The organism is Streptosporangium sp. NPDC002607 (genome assembly GCF_053592655.1).
In genome coordinates this window covers 36,167-51,354 of the sequence record NZ_JBSFWD010000024.1, presented here as the reverse complement: position 1 = coordinate 51,354, position 15,188 = coordinate 36,167, and the positions used below count along the sequence as shown (strand labels likewise).

The following is a 15,188-nucleotide window of genomic DNA, read 5'->3' as shown; positions in this document are numbered from 1 at the left end:
CGGACATGACCGCAGGCGCCTCTCCCGAAGATCTCATCCGGGCCGTCCGGGCGATGGGCGTCCGCGACGAGCGTCTGCTGGAGGCCGTACGCGCGACGCCGCGAGCGGGATTCGTTCCCGCGGACCGTATCGCGATCGCCTACTACGACGAGCCCATCCTGATCGGGCACGGGCTGGTGACCACGCAGCCCTCGCTGTCGGCAAGGATGATCGAAGGTCTCGGTCTCGGCGGGACGGAACACGTGCTTGAGATCGGCACCGGCCTCGGTTTCCAGACCGCGCTGCTCGCTCGCCTGGCCGCCGATGTCGTGACCGTCGACCTGTGGGCGGACCTGGTCCGGCAGGCGCGCCGGAACCTCGCCCGGCAGGGGATCGGCAATGTCGAGCTGCTCGTCGGAGACGGCGGCGGCGGCGTGCCGGACCGCGCTCCGTACGACGGCATCGTCGTGTCGGCCGCGTTCCCGGAGGTGCCCCCGCCGCTGGTCGAACAGCTCCGGCTCGGCGGCCGTCTGGTACAGCCCATCGGACCGGGCGGGCGGGAGGAGGTCGTCCTGTTCCAGCGCACCGTGACCGGACTTGAGCGTCGGCAGGTCCTCACGCTGGCCAGCTTTGTCCGCCTTCACGGAAAGTACGGCTTCCCGTCCTGAGGGTGTGACCACTCTGGGCTCGATCCTGCTCGCACTTCCGTCGGCAGAGCGTATTTCCGCAGGGCGTAGCAGGCGGCGGGCCACGACTTCTCAGGCACCGGATCGCCGTAGTCGCGCGCGTCCGGTCACGGCGGCGGCCACCAGCAGCGCGCCGCACAGTCCCATGCCCAGCATCGTCACCGCGGCCAGCACCGAGCCTTCCTCGATCGACAGTGACGCCAGCCCGGCCAGTCCTGCCGCGACCCCTGCCGCCGCGATCCACGGCTCGATCTCGTCGTGCGTGATCTCCCATGATCGCGCGTCCCCCAGGCCGATCCTGGCCGCCAGCCCGCCCCAGCCGCGCACCGGCCCGAGCCTGACGCGCCGCGCGAGTACGAACAGGGCGAGGCCGACGCCCAGCAAACACAATCCCGCGACCTCGTTCACGACACCCTCCAACAGGCGGTGGACCCTGGCCCGGCGACGCCGTATGACGCCGCTCTTTCCGATCCCATGGTGAGCCGGTACCCGGGCCCGGCACCATGGCTTTGACGCGATCCATACGCCTTTGCGGGATTTTCTGACGCCGTCACCGCGCCGCATTTCCGGATGTCGGCACTCCCTACGTCTTCGGGCGCCGGCAGAGGTGGCGGAGTCGGGGTTCACCGTCCTGTTTCCCACGGGATCTCCTCGTGGTGAGTTGTTGCCGGGCACGGCGGCTCCCCGGCCGGGAGCCGCCGAGGGGGACCGTGGAGAGGCACGTCAAGGAGCTCCGCGACCTGCGCCGCAAGCGGAGAAGAGCCCCGTGCGTCCGGTCTCTCTGGTCACGGCGTGGAATGGCCACCGGTTCGAGTACTGATCCCTTCCGGTCGCGCGGTCGCCGTTGTCGTCGCGTCGCCGTGGGATGCGCATAGTTATTCACCGTAAAGGCGTCAAAAACGTATATGGGCGGACAATTGTTCTCTGGGCTGGGGGTGACGATGAGGTGTAGCCCTCGTACAGGAGTGACGTGATGTCCGCGCTGTTGACCCCCGCTCGCCCCCAGGAGCCAAATACCGATGATCGGCACCGGCTGACGGTCACCGGCGGCTTGGCGGCCCTCTCGCTGGACGCGATGGCCTCGGTGGCCTACGGTCCCGAGGCCATCGTCTTGGTACTGGCCCTGGCCGGCGGTGCGGGGCTCGGTTTCACCCTTCCGGTCACGCTGGCCATCGCGGCCCTGCTGGGCGTGCTGACCTTGTCCTACCGGCAGGTCGTCGCAGCCTTCCCCGAGGGCGGAGGCGCCTACGGTGTGGCCAAGACGTACCTGGGCCGCCAGGCCGGCCTGGTCGCGGGCGCCTCGCTCATCGTGGACTACGTCCTGAACGTGGCGGTCTCGGTCGCCGCCGGGGTCGCCGCGCTGACCTCGGCCTTTCCCGAGCTCCTGCCGTACACCGTGTGGCTGTGCCTGGCCGTGCTCGCCTTGATCACCATGATCAACCTCCGGGGCATCACGCACAGCGCCCACGCCTTCATCGCACCGGCCGCCCTCTACGTCGGCGCCATCACGCTGGTGATCGTGGTCGGCCTGATCCGCAACGAGCCCGCCGTCTACGCCGAGCACACGCCCCACGTCCTGCAGACGGTCGGGGTGCTGCTGCTGCTCAAGGCGTTCGCCAACGGCTGCGCCTCGCTCACCGGCGTCGAGGCGATCGCCAACGCGGTGCCCTCCTTCAAAAGGCCGCGGGTCAAGCGGGCCCAGCGCGCGGAGATGGCGCTCGGCGTCCTGCTGGCCGTGATGCTGATCGGCATCGCCGTCCTGATCGAGAAGTTCAAGATCGCCCCTGCTGAGGGGGTGACCGTGCTCTCGCAGGTCACCCAGGCGTCGCTGGGTGACGGCCCGCTGTTCTACCTGGTGCAGTTCTCCACGGTCGCGCTGCTCGCGCTGGCCGCCAACACCTCCTTCGGTGGCCTGCCGGTCCTGACCCAGCTGCTGGCCCGGGACAACAACCTGCCGCACCTGTTCGCGCTGCGCGCCGATCGACATGTGCACCGCTACGGCATCGCCTTCTTGACCATCACCTCGGCCCTGCTGCTGATCCTGGCCCGGGGTGAGATGAACCTGCTGGTGCCGCTGTTCGCGATCGGCGTGTTCGTCGGCTTCACCATCTCCCAAGCCGGTATGGTCAGGCACTGGCTTGGGGACCGACCCGCGGGCTGGCGGTGGCGGGCGGCCCTCAACGGCTTCGGCGCGCTGCTGACCTTCGTTGCCGCCATCGTGGTCACGATCTCCAAGTTCACCGAGGGCGGCTGGCTGATCGTGGTCACGATGCCGCTGGTGGTAGCGGCCATGCAATGGGTCAACCGCTCCTACGCCCGCATCGGTGAGCGCCTGGAACTGGGCAGGACGCCCGTCCCGCCGCGGCCGCGCCGCTCGCTCGTGGTGGTGCCGGTGCATACGATCACCCGCCTGACCTGCGAGGCGCTCGCCGCCGCGCTCTCCTTGGGAGACCGGGTGGTCGCGGTCAACATCACCCACCCAGAAGACGAGTCAGAGGCGCGAAGGTTCGTCGAGGACTGGGAGCGCTGGCACCCCGGCGTCGAACTGGTGCAGCTCTTCGACGCCCACCGGCGGCTGGACACCCCCTTGATCGAGTACATCAAGAGTGTGCCCGAGAGGCAGGTGTTCGCCCTCATCGCCGAGATCGAGCCCGAACACGCCTGGCAGCGCGTTCTGCAGAACCAGCGCGGCGCGGTCCTCGCCCGAGCGCTGCGTCGGCGCAGCGACGCCGTCGTCTGCCGGATGCGTTTCCGGGTAACGGCCACCGCTCACCATCACGGCTGAGGTGGTGACGGTGTACCGGCGTCGTCGCCGGCCGGGCCACTGTTGCCGTCGTCCTGGACGCGGACCGTGCGGAAGGAGTCCCCGCGCCGGGCCGAGTCGCGCAGCGTCATGCCGCCGCCTCCGCGGCCGTGTCGCCGAGCAGCAGCAGGTAACCGTCCTCCACGGTCGGCTCGGCCAGGCGGGCACCCTCCGGAGCGGGCCCGATGTTGCGGAACAGCCCGTCGCCGGTGCGCCAGGAGAGCACTCCCGACCTCTCCGAGGAGAACCAGACCCGGCCCTCGGCCAGCGCCCGGATCTCCTCGGGCGTGCCCTCGAACTCGCACCGTCCCGCCTTGAGCACGACCACCCGGTTGCAGAGGGCGGCGACGTCCTCGGTCTGGTGGGTGGAGAGCACGACGGCCCGGTCCTGCCCGATGTGCGAGATCAGCTCGCGGAACCGGAGCCGCTGCTCGGGGTCCAGGCCGGCGGTCGGCTCGTCCAGCAGGATCAGCTCGGGGTCGCCGAGCAGCGTCTGCGCGATGCCCAGCCGCCGCCGCATGCCGCCGGACAGCGTCCGGATCCGCTTCCCGCTCACGGAGGTCAGCCCGACCTCCTCGATCACCCGGCGCACCTCGTCGTGCCGGGCCCGCCGCTCCACCATCTCCTTCAGGATCGCCACGTAGTCGACGAACTCGAAGACCGTGAATCCCCGCTGGTAGCCCGGCTCCTGCGGCAGGTATCCCAGCCGCCGCCGGATCTCCAGCCGATCCCCGGCCGGATCCCGGCCGAGCAGTCTCAGCTCGCCCTCGTCCGGGGCGAGCACGGTCGCCAGCATCCTGATCAGCGTGGTCTTACCCGCGCCGTTCGGCCCCAGCAGACCGGTCACCCCCTTCCCCGCAGTGAAGGTGAGCCCGTCCAGGGCCCGGCTGCGGCCGTAGGCCTTCACCAGACCCGCTGCCTCGATCATGAGAACTCCCTGCGGTGCACGATGAGAAGGACGACGGATATGAAGGTGATGGCCAGGTAGCCCACCTGGCCGGCGCCGCCGAACATCGCCAGGCTCGGCTCGCGGAGGTTCGTGGCGACGACCACGACCAGCCAGGTCACCGCCACGGCGGCCCCGCAGTGGCGCGGGTCGAACCGGCTGGAAAGGACGAGGGTCAGCGAGGTCAGCGCGAGCGAGGGCAGCAGCCACGCGGCCACGGTCCAGTCGTCGCCCAGCAGGGCGAGGCCCATCACCAGCGCCAGCGCAGACGAGGACGTCAGCACCGCGGCGGCGCGCATCAGCATCAGCCGGAACATCGAGTACGGCGCGGCCAGGCCGATCTCGTGGGTCGGATCTCCGTCCCGGCCGAAGGCCACGGCGACTCCGGCGACCGGCAGGATCGGGGCCAGCGTGAGATAGACGAGCAGCCCCCACCGGGTCGTCTCCCCCGAGGCCAGCGCGGCGAACAGGAGCGCCACGGTGCCGGCCGCGATCCACGGCAGGCGCAGCGAGTAGGTGGCGCCCAGCAGCCGGGCCGTGTGGTCGTGGACGCCGATCGCCCGCAGCAGCCGTTCGAACGGTCCCGGCACGGGTGTGTCCACCGCGTCGGCCACCTCCGCCCAGACCCGGTCCAGCCGGGAGCTCGGTACCCGGGGCGCGAGCAGGCCCCGGCATTGATCACAGGCCAGCAGGTGGGCCTCGACCGACGCGGCCAGTGTCGGGTTCAGCTCCCCGTCGGCGTACTTGACGGCCAGGCCGTCGTCCATGTGCCAGGTGCTCATGCCAGCTCCTCCCTCAACAGTGCCTTCGCGCGCATCATCCGGGTTTTGACGGTCCCCGCCGGGATGCCGAGCAGCCGCCCGGCCTCCCGGCTGGTCAGCCCGTCCAGCACCGTCGCCTGGACCACCGCGCGCAGTTCCGGGGAGAGCCGGCCCATCGCCTGGCCGAGCTCGCCGTACTCGATGCCGAGCAGCACCTGTTCCTCGGCCGAGACCATGACCTGCTCGTAGGCGGGCAGTGGCACCACCGGGCGGCGGCGGAGCCGGTCCAGCAGGCGGCGGACGCCGATGCCCCAGATCCAGGCCGCGACCTCTCCCTTGCCCTTCCAGGTGCGCGCCGTACGCCAGACGGCCACGAAGGTGTCCTGGACCGCCTCGTCCACCAGCGCCGGGTCGGCGCACCGGCGGGTGAGCCGGATGACGAGCCAGGGTGCGTGCCGGGCGTAAAGGACCTCAAGGGCACGGCGGTCCTCGCCGGCGACGGCGTCGAGCAGCCGAGCGTCCGTCCAGCTCTCGTGCTCGCTCATGGGAGCCCTTTCAACGGTGTCATGCCTCTCTGTCGCATCCGGTCCCCCCGGCGGTTCACGGTTCCGTCGTGTCCGGCGGTCCCGGCGGTTCATGGCCTGGAACGAACCGAATGCGGTATCGCGCCCGACAGGTGAGGCATGAGAAGGAAAATACTGGTCTCGCTGGTGGCGCTGTCCATGGTGTGCGCCGCGGCGTCGTGCTCGCCGGGAGTGCCGCTCGACGGACCCCCGGGCACCGGGAAAGTCATCATCGACGCGGACATGGGCGAGCTGAACGACGACGCGCAGGCCATGTTCCTGCTGGCCGCCGCCGAAGGGGTGGAGGTGCTCGGGGTGACGACCGTGGGCGGCAACACCTGGCCGGAGGAGGGCACCGCGTACGCGCTGCGTCAGCTGGAGCTCATCGGCAGGGCCGGCATCCCCGTGGTGACCGGCGAGACCAACGTGCCGGCGCCGAGGGACGACTACGACGGGGCCCTGGACCGGCCGCGACCGGCGTCCCACCGCGCGCTGGCCACCGAGCCGCACGGAGGCTACGCGACGACCCGGCCCGCGGCGGGCAGCGCCTCGGACTTCATCGCCGACCAGGTGAGACGCCACCCCGGCGAGGTGACCGTCTTCGCGCTCGGCCCGGCCACCAACCTGGCACGCGCCGTACGGGAGCATCCGGAGATGGTCCCCCTGGTCAAGGAGGTCGTCTATCTGGGAGCCGACACGGAGGGCGAGGAGTTCAACCGCTGGTTCGACCCCGAGGCGTCCCGGGTCGCCTTCGCCGCTCCGTTCAGGCGCCGGCTGGTCGTCACGCTGGAGGCGGCGCAGCGGCTCACCTTGGACAGGCGGACCTACGAGCGGGTGGTCGCGGGCCCGGAGACCCCGGTCAGGAGGCTCTTCAAGGAACTCCAGGGGCCGCTCTTCGCCGGTGATCCCGGACATCGGGCGTTCGTCTGGGACGCCGTGGCCGCGGCGGCCTTCCTCCGTCCCGAGATCGTCTCGGACACGGACGGCCGCACCGTGCTGGAGGTGGACCCGGACCGGTTCTGGGACCTCTACGTCACGCGGATCGGCTCGACCGGGCCGCCGAGCGCCGGGTAGTCGAGGTCCCCCTGGCCGGTGCGGCGGGAAAAGTCTCCCGCGGCCGGACTCCCGCGGCGTGGGACAGTTGGCTTCATGCGTGTGGGCATCCTGGGCCCGCTGGAGGTGACGGCGGGCGGTGAGAGCGTCGAGATCGGGGGCGTCCGGCTCCGCGTGCTGCTGATCCGGCTGGCCGTGGGAGCGGGGAGGGTCGTCACGGCCGACGAGCTGTCGGACGCGCTCTGGCCGGAGGAGCAGCCGGCCGACCGCGCCAACGCGGTGCGGTCGCTGATCGCCAGGCTGCGCCGTGCCCTGCCGGACGCGTCGGTGCTGCGGTCGGCTCCCGGCGGCTACCGGCTCGACCTGCCGCCGGACGCGGTCGACGCGCACCGGTTCGAGCGGCTGGCACGAGCGGGGAGGCGCGCGCTGAACGGCGGGGATCCGGCCGCCGCCGCCCCCCTGCTCGGTGAGGCGCTCGCGCTCTGGCGAGGTCCCGCCTTGGCGGACGCCGCCGGAGCCTCCTTCGCCACGGCGTACGCGGCCGGGCTGTACGAGGCGCGCCTGGCCGCGCTCGAGGATCGCGCCGAGGCGGAACTGGCGTCCGGGCGCCATGCCCACCTGGTGGCCGAGCTCTCCGAGCCCGCGGCCCGTCACCCGCTGAGGGAGCGGCTGCAGGGACTGCTGCTGCGGGCGTTGCACGCCCAGGGGCGTCAGGCCGAGGCGCTGGTCGGCTACGAGAGGATCCGGCTCCATCTGGCGGACGAGCTGGGGGCCGACCCGGGACCTGAGCTGCGGGAGATTCACCTGGCGCTGCTTCAGGAGAGCCCGGCGGAGCCCGTTCGCCCGCCGAAGGGCAACCTGCGGACCGCGCTGACCAGCTTCGTCGGCCGGGCGGCCGAGGTGCGGCGGGTCGGCGCGTTGCTGGAGGAAGGACGGCTGGTCACGCTGGTCGGTCCCGGCGGGGCGGGTAAGACCCGGCTCGCGACCACCGTCGCCGGAAGGATCGCCGAGCGGCGGCCGGGTGGTGTCTGGTTGGTGGAGCTCGCGGCGGTGACCGATGCGGCCGACCTGCCCCAGGCGGTGTTCGGCGTGCTGGGTGTCAGGGAGACGGGCTCCTTCGACGCCCAGAGCACGCCCAGGGACACGATGAGCCGCCTGGTCGAGGCGCTCTCGCGCGCCGAGACGGTGATCGTGCTGGACAACTGCGAGCACCTGGTCGAGGCCGCGGCCCACCTGGTCGAGGACCTCCTGGGGAGGTGCCCGAGGCTGCGGGTGCTCGCCACCAGCAGGGAGCCCCTCGGGATACTCGGCGAGGTCCTGTCTCCGGTCGCCCCGCTCGGACTGCCCGAGCCGGACGCCTCCGTCCAGGAGGCCGGGACCAGCCCGGCGGTGCGGCTGCTCGCCGACCGGGCCGCCGCGGTACGGCCCGGCTTCGCGGTCACCGGGGAGAACGTCGCGGCGGTGGTGGAGATCTGCCGTCGGCTGGACGGGCTGCCGCTGGCGATCGAGCTGGCCGCCGCGCGGATGCGTTCGCTGACCGCGCCGCAGGTGGCCGAGCGCCTCGGGGACCGGTTCCGGCTGCTGACCGGCGGCAGCCGTACCGCGTTGCCCCGCCATCGGACGTTGCGCGCGGTCGTCGCCTGGAGCTGGGACCTGCTCGACGACGACGAGTGCCGGTTCGCGGAGCGGCTCGCGGTGTTTCCCGGCGGGATCTCGGTGGAGGCCGCCGAGCGGGTGTGCGGGGAGCCGGGCACGGCCCTGGACCTGCTCGGCGCGCTGGTGGACAGGTCGCTGCTGCAGGTGGTCGAGGCGCCGCAGCCGCGCTACCACATGCTGGAGACGATCCGCGAGTACGGGCTGGAGCGGCTGGCGGAGAGCGGGGAGGTCGCCCAGGTCAGGGCCGCGCACGCGGCGTACTTCCTGGACCTCGCCGAGACGGCCGAACCCTGTCTGCGCGAGGAACGGCAGCTGGTCTGGCTGGCCGTGCTGGATGCCGAGCGCGACAACCTGCTCGCCGCCCTGCACTTCGCCGTCGACGCGGGTGACGCCGACACGGCGGTACGGCTGGCCGTCGCGCTGAGCGTCTTCTGGATGATCCGCGACAACTACGCCGAGGCCGCGGGCTGGCTCCGTCTCGCCCTCGACGTTCCCGGCGAGGTGTCCTCGGAGCATCGGTCGGTCGCCACCGCCCTCCACATGATCAACAAGATGCTCTCCGGTGAGCATGAGGACCTGCGGGACACCGTCGAGCGGCTCCGGTCGCTGGCCACCACCGTCGGTCCCGACACCGAGAACCCGTTCCTCGCCCTGATCGAACCAGTCCTCGCGATCTTCACCGACGACGCCGTCCTGGGCGTGTCCGCCGTCGGGCGGCGGCTGTCGCACCCCAACCCGTGGACCCGGGCGATGCTCTTCAGGATCAGGGCGGCCCTCCTGGAGAACGAGGGCGACCAGGTGGGAGCGCGCCGCGACCTGCTCGCCGCCGCCGCCGGGTTCCGTGACCTGGGGGACCGCTGGGGGCTCGCCCAGGTGCTGAGCTCGCTGGCGGAGGCCCACCTGGTCTTCGGCGACTTCGACGAGGCCGTCGAGGCGCTGGGGGAGTCCATCCGGCTGCTGGGCGAGCTCAACCCCGACGACGACGCCGCGCATCAGCGGATCACGCTCGCCGGCGCGCGGGCGCAGCAGGGCGACGTGGACAGGGCACGCGCCGAGCTCCTGGCGATGACGGAACCCACCGAGAGGCTGTGGTCACAGCGGAACATCGCGTTCGCCTGGCTCGCACTGGGGGACCTCGACCGTCGCGCGGGCGACCTGGACGGGGCGGAGCGGCACTACGAGGCGGCGGCGACCGGCATAGCGGGCATCGTGCTCGTCGCCCCGCAGTTCCACGCGCTGATCCTGCAGGCGATGGTCCATCTGGCGGTGGACCGTCGTGACCTGGTGACCGCGGAACGGCGGCTCGCGGAGGCGATCGACCGGGCGGTCGAGGGGAGGGACATGCCGATCCTGGCCCGCGTCGGCGTCGCCGCGGCGGCCCTGCGCGCCCACCGGGGCGACCCGGCAGGGGCGGCGGAGACCCTCGGCGCCGCCGAGCGGCTCCGCGGCGCCCCCGACCGGTTCAACCTCGAGATCGCCGGGCTGACCCGGCGGCTCAGAGACGAGCTGGGCGACGCCGCCTACGACGCCGCCCACGCACGGGGCATGGCCCTCGACCGCGCCGCCGCGCTCGATCAGGTACGGCGGCGGTAGGCGCGGACCGCCAGCGGCGCGAACACCGCCAGGAAGAGCGCCGAGGACAGCAGCGTCCACATCACCGGACCCGTCGCCGGCCCGCCCAGCATCAGGGCGCGCGAGGCGTCCATCGCATGCGCGACCGGGTTGATCTCCACCCAGGTCTGCAGCCAGCCGGGGAGGGTCTCCTTCGGTGTGATCATGCTGGTGCCGAAGGTCAGCGGGAACAGCACGATGAAGGCCGTCCCCTGCACCCCGCCCGGGTTGCGCATGAGCATCCCGATCAGAACGAACGCCCAGCTCAGGCTGAACGCGAAGAAGATGGTGAGCAGGCACGCGGCCAGCACCGACAGCGGGTCGGTCTGGATCCGGAACCCCAGCAGGAAGCCGCAGCCGAACAGGGAGACGACGGCCACCAGATAGCGGATCAGGTCGCCGAGCACCGAGCCGATCAGCGGTGCGGAGCGGCCGATCGGCAGGCTGCGGAACCGGTCGAAGACCCCCTTGCCGATGTCGGTGTTGAGGTTCACCCCGGTGGCCATCCCGCCGAACATCAGCGTCTGCACCATGATGGCGGGAAGCAGGAACTGCAGGTACTCGTGGGTGGAACCGGCCACCGCCCCGCCGAGTAGATAGACGTACACCAGTACGAAGACGATCGGCTGCAGCGTCACGTCGAGCAGTTGCTCGGGGGTGCGCAGGGTCTTGGTCAGGCTTCTTCTGCCGAGCGCGAGGCTGTGCCGTACCAGCCCGAAGGGCCGGGTCTGGACGGGGGCCGGTGCCTGCGCGCGTTCCACGGTGAGGGTCATGCCGCGTCCTTCTCTTCGGCGTGGCGTCCGGTGAGCGTGAAGAAGACCTCGTCCAGGCTGGGCAGCCGGAGGCTGAGCTCGGTGACCGAGATCCGCTCCTGGTCGAGCCGCCGTACGATCTCGGTGAACGCGGTGTCGCTCTCGACGGGAACGGTGATCACGCCCTGGCCGGGTGATTCGGGGGCGCGGCCGACCACCGCGCCGACGAGCGCGGCGGCGTCCGCCAGCCGGGCCGGGTCCGCGGGCCGGACGAGGATCGTCTGCCCGCCCACGACGTGCTTGAGCTCGGCCGGGGTGCCGTGCGCGATGACCCGTCCATGGTCGATGACCGAGATGTCGTCGGCCAGGGCGTCGGCCTCCTCCAGGTACTGCGTGGTCAGCAGCACGGTGACCCCGTCGCCGACCAGCGAGCGGATGATGCTCCACACGTCGTCCCGTTTGGCCGGGTCCAGACCGGTCGTCGGCTCGTCGAGATAGATGACGGCGGGACGGCCGACGAGACCGGCGGCCAGGTCGAGGCGGCGCCGCATGCCGCCCGAATACGTCTTGGCCGCCCGCCCGCCGGCCTCGGCGAGCCCGAAACTCGCCAGCAGCTCCGTCGCCCTGGCCTTCGCCTCGCTTCGGCGCAGGTCGAGCAACTCCCCGATCAGCACGAGGTTCTCCATACCGGTGAGGTCGTCGTCGACCGACGCGTACTGCCCGGTCAGGCCGATCAGGCGGCGCACCCGGGCGGCGTGCCGTACGACGTCGAGCCCGCCGACCGTGGCGTGTCCTTCGTCGGGTCGCAGCAGCGTGGCCAGGATACGCACGGCCGTGGTTTTGCCCGCGCCGTTCGGCCCGAGCACCCCGAGAACCGTGCCCTGCCGGGCGGCCAGGTCGATCCCGGCGAGCGCGGTCGTCTTCCGGTAGCGCTTGACCAGTCCCTCCGCCTCGAAGGCAAGGGGCATGATGTCCTCCACAGTGGTGGTCCTGAGTGGTGGTCTTGACACCACGCACCCTGACCGGCACGCATGTCAGCCGTGGCACAGATCCATGTCAGCGGGCCGCCCGGCCTGACACGCCCTGGGAGGGCCGAGTGGATTTATCCGCTCTCCGGCCCGCATCCCGGTAGCGCGGGAAGGAGTGCAGGCACGAGACTGATCCGGGTACGCGGAGCGGCGGAGGTGGGATGGCGACGACACACATCGAACCATTCGAGGCCGCGCGACCGGGGCGGCGGCCGGAGCTGGACGCGATCCGCACCCTGGTGGTGGTCGGGCTGGTGTTCTTCCACTCGGCGCTGGTGTTCGACACCCGCGACGACTACTACGTGAAGAACGCCGAGACCACCGGCGTGACCACGATCGCCGCCGGTCTCGGCGTGGTGTGGGCGATGCCGATGCTCTTCCTCATCGCCGGTCTCGGCTCGTGGCACTCGCTGCGCCGGCGCGATCCCGCCGGATTCGCGGTGGAGCGGCTGCTGCGGCTCGGCGTGCCGCTGGTGTTCGCGACGCTCACCATCATCCCGGTGCCGCAGTGGCTGCGGCTGCGGGCCGACCCTGACTATCACGAGTCGTACCTGCGGTTCCTGCCGCGCTTCTTCGACGTGCGCCTGGATCTGGCGGAGTTCCCCTTCGTCATACAGGGCGAGCACTTCGAGGTCGGGCACCTGTGGTTCGTGCTGATGCTGCTCGCGTTCTCGCTGCTGCTGGCGCCGCTGGTCCGCTGGTTCCCCCACGACCTCGGCCGGCGGATCCGTGACCGGCTGGCCACGGCGGTGCGGCGGCGCGGAGCGGTGCTGCTGCCGGGTGTCCCGGTCGCGGTGGTCAGCGCGCTGGCCGGCCTGGAGGAGGGGTTCGCCGCGTGGAGCCGCTGGGCGTACCTGCTGTTCTTCCTGTACGGGTTCGTGCTCGCCGCCGACGAGCGGTTCCGGGCGGCGATGCGCCGGGACGCGGTGCCGGCCGGAGTGCTCGGCCTGACCCTGTTCCTGATCGGCATGCCGGGTTTCCTGATCGCGGGCAACACTCCCGGAGGCGACCCCTTCACGGACCTGACCGCCCTCTCGATCGGTGTCCGCACCCTGTACGGCATGGCGGGGTGGTGCTGGCTGGTCGCGATCCTGGGACTTCTCGACCGTCGTCGCGGGGCACCGGCCGCCGCGCGGGACACGCCGGACGGCCGGGGCCGGCGGCTGTACGGCTATCTGGCCGTCGCCGCGTTGCCGCTGTACGTCCTGCACCAGCCGATCGTCGTCGCGGTCGCGTACGGCGTGGTCGGCTGGCACGCGCCGATCGTGGTCAAGTACCTCGTGATCGTCGCGGCCTCGCTCGCCCTGACCGTGGCCGCCTACGACCTGCTGGTGCGCCGTACCCGGGTGACCCGGTTCCTGTTCGGGATGCGTGGGTAGCGGACCGCCCTCGGCGCCGACGCCACCGCGGTCACGTTCCTCCGCTATTCCGGAGCACTCGCCGCCGCGCAGGTCGGAGAGGCGTTTCGCCGAGTGGCGGATGTCCTCGAAACGGACGGTGCAGCCCTGGCCGTTCGGCTCCTGTGACGCTCCTCCCCAGCTGTTTCATCTGCAACTGCCCTATCATTGAGCATCGATTTACTCATTTCTTCATCGCCCACCGAGCCGGGGATGATTTCAGGAGTGTTCATGGATCCGTCGTTGATCGCGATTCCCGCCTACCTGCTGCTGATCGGCTTGGAGATCTTCGCCTTCCACCGGGAGGAAGATGCCGAGCAGAGGGGATACGGGCTGAAAGACACCCTCACCAGCATGGTGATGGGTGCGGGGTATGCCGTGATCGGCCTGATCTGGGTAGCCGTTTCCGTGATCGTTTGGGAAGCCGCCCACGCGCTGACCCCGCTGAGGATCGAGGTCACCTGGTGGTCCTGGCCGGTCATCATGCTGCTGGTGGATCTCTGCTATTACTGGGAGCACCGGGTCGCCCATGAGGTGCGGATCTTCTGGGCGAGCCATGTGGTCCACCACTCCAGCCAGTACTTCAACTTCTCGACGCCGATCCGCCAGACGTGGACCGGAGTCCACCGCATAGCCTTCCTGGCGCCCGTGGCTCTGGCGGGATTTCCCGTGTACGTGATCCCGCTGGCATTCGGGCTGAATCTCGTCTACCAGTTCTGCCTGCACACCAAGCGCATCGGCCGTCTGCACCCGATGATCGAATTCGTTTTCAACACGCCGTCCCATCACCGAGTGCACCACGCCGTGAACGACAAGTACCTCGACCGCAACTACGGCGGCATCCTCATCGTCTGGGACCGGATGTTCGGCACCTTTCAAAGTGAGGACGAAGAGGCCGTCTACGGTCTGACCAAGAACATCAACACCTACAATCCATTGAAAGTCGCCTTTCACGAGTACATCGACATCGTCCGCGACGTCAACATGGCGCGCTCGTGGAAGGAGCGCTTGGGATATGTGTTCGGCAGGCCGGGCTGGCAGCCCAGGCAGGGCTCGGAACTCGAGCTCGTCCCGGCCATGCAGTCCTGACGTCGTTCCGCGCTCCTCGGTGTCACGGGAAAGCGCGTCTTTCCACTTATGACGAAGCCGGGACCGGCGTCGGATCGGGTTCACTCACCGTTCCGCAGGTCGGAGAGACGTTTCGCTGAATGCCGGATGTCCTCGAAGCGGACCGTGCAGCCCTGGCCGGTGGGCGACTGCGCCAGGAAGCCGATCTCTGGGTCTCCGTCGAGCGCGAAGTACCTGGTGAGCTGCCAGAAGTCGGTACCGGTGGAGACGTGGAAGGCGAAGGCGGAGCCGATCCGGGAGATTCGCAGCCGCAGGTCGTCGCCCTCGACGGTGAAGGAGTTGCAGTCGTCGGACACCCCGCGGGTCACCACGGAGACGATCGTGGCTCTGCCCTGCGGGGACATCTCCAGGCAGAACTTCGCCCAGGTGCGCTCGTCGGCGTGCAGCACCAGGACCCCGGCGTCGTAGGTGGTCAGCAGGTCGACCCTGACCCGGGCGCTCAGCGTGAAGTCGCCGTCCAGCCGCCCGACCAGGGCGGGGGCGTTGGCGAAGCGGTCGGGGCCGCCGGGGTCGGTGAACAGGTCGGTGTTCGGGCCCGCCTCGATGGCCAGCGCGTCGTCCCCGTCGACGCTCCACCCGACCGGCGGGTTCAACCAGCGCAGCGGAGCGGGGAAGGCGGGCAGAACGACCGGCCGGCTCATGGGATTCTCCTTCTCGTACGGGGCGGACTCGTCACCGGAGGCTCACCGGACGTCGAGTGCGATCCGCGTCCAGCAGCTGACACCGGTCAGGCTGACTTCCGAGCAGCTTGTGGATCATCCTTGGCGTGCCTGATGGTACCGCTCCCACAAAGGCGGATAAAAGCACCTTGTCCACTTGTGGAAT

At 70.6% G+C, this 15,188-nt stretch carries 13 protein-coding genes; 6 read left to right on the top strand and 7 right to left on the bottom strand.

Annotated elements, in window-relative coordinates; all coding sequences use genetic code 11:
- Positions 1-5: 5 nt before the first annotated feature.
- Positions 6-647 (top strand): protein-L-isoaspartate O-methyltransferase family protein, encoded by a 642-nt coding sequence (locus ACWD3H_RS25670; protein ID WP_451956791.1) that lies wholly within the window; start codon positions 6-8, stop codon positions 645-647.
- Between the two features lie 90 nt (positions 648-737).
- On the opposite strand, the gene ACWD3H_RS25665 is transcribed toward ACWD3H_RS25670, so the two are convergent.
- The gene (locus tag ACWD3H_RS25665) at positions 738-1,073 is read right to left on the bottom strand and encodes a hypothetical protein (RefSeq protein ID WP_451956790.1); all 336 of its coding nucleotides are present in this window, start codon (positions 1,071-1,073) and stop codon (positions 738-740) included.
- A gap of 565 nt (positions 1,074-1,638) precedes the next feature.
- On the opposite strand from ACWD3H_RS25665, the gene ACWD3H_RS25660 reads away from it, so the two are divergent.
- Positions 1,639-3,450 carry an APC family permease gene (locus ACWD3H_RS25660; protein ID WP_451956789.1) on the top strand — a complete coding sequence of 604 codons (1,812 nt, stop codon included), beginning with the start codon at positions 1,639-1,641 and terminating at the stop codon, positions 3,448-3,450.
- Between the two features lie 106 nt (positions 3,451-3,556).
- Here the strand turns inward: ACWD3H_RS25660 and ACWD3H_RS25655 are convergent, their stop codons facing one another.
- From ACWD3H_RS25655 to ACWD3H_RS25645, 3 genes are read right to left on the bottom strand one after another with little or no spacing between them, the layout of a single operon-like run.
- Positions 3,557-4,396 carry an ABC transporter ATP-binding protein gene (locus ACWD3H_RS25655; RefSeq protein ID WP_451956788.1) on the bottom strand — a complete coding sequence of 280 codons (840 nt, stop codon included), beginning with the start codon at positions 4,394-4,396 and terminating at the stop codon, positions 3,557-3,559.
- A complete protein-coding gene (locus ACWD3H_RS25650; RefSeq protein ID WP_451956787.1) occupies positions 4,393-5,196 on the bottom strand; it encodes a zf-HC2 domain-containing protein in 804 nt (267 codons plus the stop codon). The genes ACWD3H_RS25655 and ACWD3H_RS25650 overlap by 4 nt, the downstream gene beginning before the upstream one ends.
- Positions 5,193-5,720, bottom strand: a complete 528-nt coding sequence (locus ACWD3H_RS25645) for an RNA polymerase sigma factor (RefSeq protein WP_451956786.1) — start codon at positions 5,718-5,720, stop codon at positions 5,193-5,195. The genes ACWD3H_RS25650 and ACWD3H_RS25645 overlap by 4 nt, the downstream gene beginning before the upstream one ends.
- A 138-nt stretch (positions 5,721-5,858) precedes the next feature.
- Between ACWD3H_RS25645 and ACWD3H_RS25640 the strand changes: the two genes are divergently transcribed.
- The gene (locus tag ACWD3H_RS25640) at positions 5,859-6,812 is read left to right on the top strand and encodes a nucleoside hydrolase (RefSeq protein WP_451956785.1); all 954 of its coding nucleotides are present in this window, start codon (positions 5,859-5,861) and stop codon (positions 6,810-6,812) included.
- Between the two features lie 75 nt (positions 6,813-6,887).
- Positions 6,888-10,040 (top strand): BTAD domain-containing putative transcriptional regulator, encoded by a 3,153-nt coding sequence (locus ACWD3H_RS25635; RefSeq protein ID WP_451956784.1) that lies wholly within the window; start codon positions 6,888-6,890, stop codon positions 10,038-10,040.
- Here the strand turns inward: ACWD3H_RS25635 and ACWD3H_RS25630 are convergent.
- Both ACWD3H_RS25630 and ACWD3H_RS25625 read right to left on the bottom strand, forming a co-directional pair.
- On the bottom strand, positions 10,022-10,831 hold the full coding sequence (locus ACWD3H_RS25630; RefSeq protein ID WP_451956783.1) for an ABC transporter permease: 810 nt from the start codon (positions 10,829-10,831) through the stop codon (positions 10,022-10,024). The genes ACWD3H_RS25635 and ACWD3H_RS25630 overlap by 19 nt on opposite strands.
- The gene (locus ACWD3H_RS25625) at positions 10,828-11,778 is read right to left on the bottom strand and encodes an ATP-binding cassette domain-containing protein (RefSeq protein WP_451956782.1); all 951 of its coding nucleotides are present in this window, start codon (positions 11,776-11,778) and stop codon (positions 10,828-10,830) included. Before ACWD3H_RS25625 ends, ACWD3H_RS25630 begins: the two co-directional genes overlap by 4 nt.
- A 221-nt stretch (positions 11,779-11,999) precedes the next feature.
- Here ACWD3H_RS25625 and ACWD3H_RS25620 point away from each other — a divergent pair, with 221 nt between their 5' ends.
- Together ACWD3H_RS25620 and ACWD3H_RS25615 are read left to right on the top strand one after the other, a co-directional pair.
- Positions 12,000-13,217, top strand: a complete 1,218-nt coding sequence (locus ACWD3H_RS25620; protein ID WP_451956781.1) for an acyltransferase family protein — start codon at positions 12,000-12,002, stop codon at positions 13,215-13,217.
- Positions 13,218-13,466: 249 nt separating this feature from the next.
- Positions 13,467-14,324: a sterol desaturase family protein gene (locus ACWD3H_RS25615; RefSeq protein ID WP_451956780.1), complete on the top strand. Its 858-nt coding sequence runs from the start codon at positions 13,467-13,469 to the stop codon at positions 14,322-14,324.
- A gap of 80 nt (positions 14,325-14,404) precedes the next feature.
- Here the strand turns inward: ACWD3H_RS25615 and ACWD3H_RS25610 are convergent, their stop codons facing one another.
- Complete coding sequence (locus ACWD3H_RS25610) at positions 14,405-15,004, bottom strand: DUF1349 domain-containing protein (protein WP_451956779.1); 600 nt, start codon at positions 15,002-15,004, stop codon at positions 14,405-14,407.
- Positions 15,005-15,188: the final 184 nt, after the last annotated feature.